The organism is Cupriavidus sp. 8B (assembly GCF_054589115.1).
This window is the reverse complement of the sequence record NZ_BAAILO010000023.1, coordinates 2853-4522: the sequence shown is the minus strand read 5'-3', so window position 1 is coordinate 4522 and position 1670 is coordinate 2853. Positions and strand designations below refer to the sequence as shown.

Here is a 1670-nt window from a genome sequence, read left to right as displayed (position 1 = left end):
CTCGACGCCTACGAAGCCAGACTTGCCCGCCAGCGTGCGCGCGGCGAAAAGCACTGAGAGGAACGGGATGTTCAACAAACTAGCACAGTGGCTGGTTGGGCTGGCCCAACGCAAGGTCGGCGGCCCGATGCTGAAGGCGGGCGATCAGGTCTTCATGGACCGCCTGTTCTGGGCCAAGTATCGCTTCCGCAGCATGCGAGCGACGTACTACGGCGATCTGGCGAAGCGGATTCTCCACATGCCGGGGGAGCCGGTATCCAACCATTTCGCCAAGGATGCGGCGCGACGCGTCGGCGAGCCGGTAGGCGTGCTCGCGGCGCATTGGCTTGCACGGTCCGAGGGGATCGACGGGCAGATGCAGCGCTCGCGGCTGACGGAGATCTTCCGGGGCACGATTCCAGATGAGGACATTCCCATCCTCGCCGTGGCGGAAGAGGGCGGCGACATTCGGGACGGGCTGGAAACGCTGTCACGCAACCTTACCGCTCTTGGCGAGGCACGCGCTGGCATTGCCATGACGCTGGCCGGCGTGGTCATGACAGTGGTGATCCTGCATGCCTACCTCGGCGCCCTGGCGTTCCTGATCGGCCCGGCCATCGACAAGTCATTCAGCGCAATGCTGGATGTGAGCCAGTACGGTCCTATTGCATCGACCTTCCACTACGCCTCGACGTTCCTGCGGCACTGGGGGTGGTTGCTCGTGATTGCCGAAGTCGCCGCCGGTGTATGGGTCGTTCGGGCCCTGACCCGCTACGTGGGGCGCTACCGTGGGTGGCTCGACCGCAAGATGCTGGCCTTCGATTTCTTCCGTCGATTCCAGAGCGCCCAGTTTCTGGCCGGTCTCGCGGCCGTGACCAAGAAGTTCGGTGGGGACGCACGCAACCTGCTGGACGGCCTGGTGCTGATGCGTGCCAATGCCTACCCGTACCTGGCGTATCACATCGAGCGCATCGAGTTGAACCTGGAATATGCGCCGAACGAGGGTGGGAAGGTGTTCGACACGGGTCTGTTTGACCGCGATACCAGCTACCGGATTCAGGATATCGCCGAGTACGAAAGCGACCTGTCGAAGATGCTTCACACCGTGTCGGAGGACCTGCTCAAGACGACCCCCCAGCTCATGCAACAGCGCGCGTCGCGCTTCAATCGTCGCGCAACGATCATCCTGATCGTGATCATCACCGCGCTTGCCTTCATGCCCGCCTTCATGGCGCAGGAAATGAAGTCCCGCACCGCTATGGCGGCCATGGGCGGCAAGCGCCCGATTCCCACCCAGACGCAACAACCTTAACCCAACGAGGAATATCAACATGAACGCTTTGCAGAAAGACACGAGCCTGGAACAGGTGGAGATGGACAATTCGGGCGCGGAATTGGGCGTACAGCCGGTGCGCGATATGAGCCGTATGCCGGAGGGCAGCCGCAATCGCCGCACGCGCCGCCAATGGGGCGGGGTACTGGATGAGTATGGCTTCTACCTGCTGCTGGCAGGCCTCGCGCTGGTGGCCATCCTGGTGCTGTTCTCACGCAACCAGACGGATACCCAGGTCCAGCAGTTGACCACCGAGCTGAACGGCGTCATTGGAAAGGTCAAAACCAGCTACCGCGGTCAGTACAGCAAGGTCAGTATTTCCGCACTGATGGGCAACGGTGTATTCAAGGATCTGACA

1 protein-coding gene and 1 pseudogene are annotated in these 1670 nt (G+C 61.9%); both read left to right on the top strand.

Features of this window, described 5'->3' with window-relative positions; all coding sequences use genetic code 11:
- The first annotated feature begins 22 nt into the window (after positions 1-22).
- Positions 23-1291 (top strand): pilus assembly protein TadE, encoded by a 1269-nt coding sequence (locus ACYP5B_RS02030; RefSeq protein ID WP_459568366.1) that lies wholly within the window; start codon positions 23-25, stop codon positions 1289-1291.
- Between the two features lie 19 nt (positions 1292-1310).
- Positions 1311-1670 (top strand): annotated as a pseudogene (locus ACYP5B_RS02025) (type 4 pilus major pilin); the annotation flags it as partial.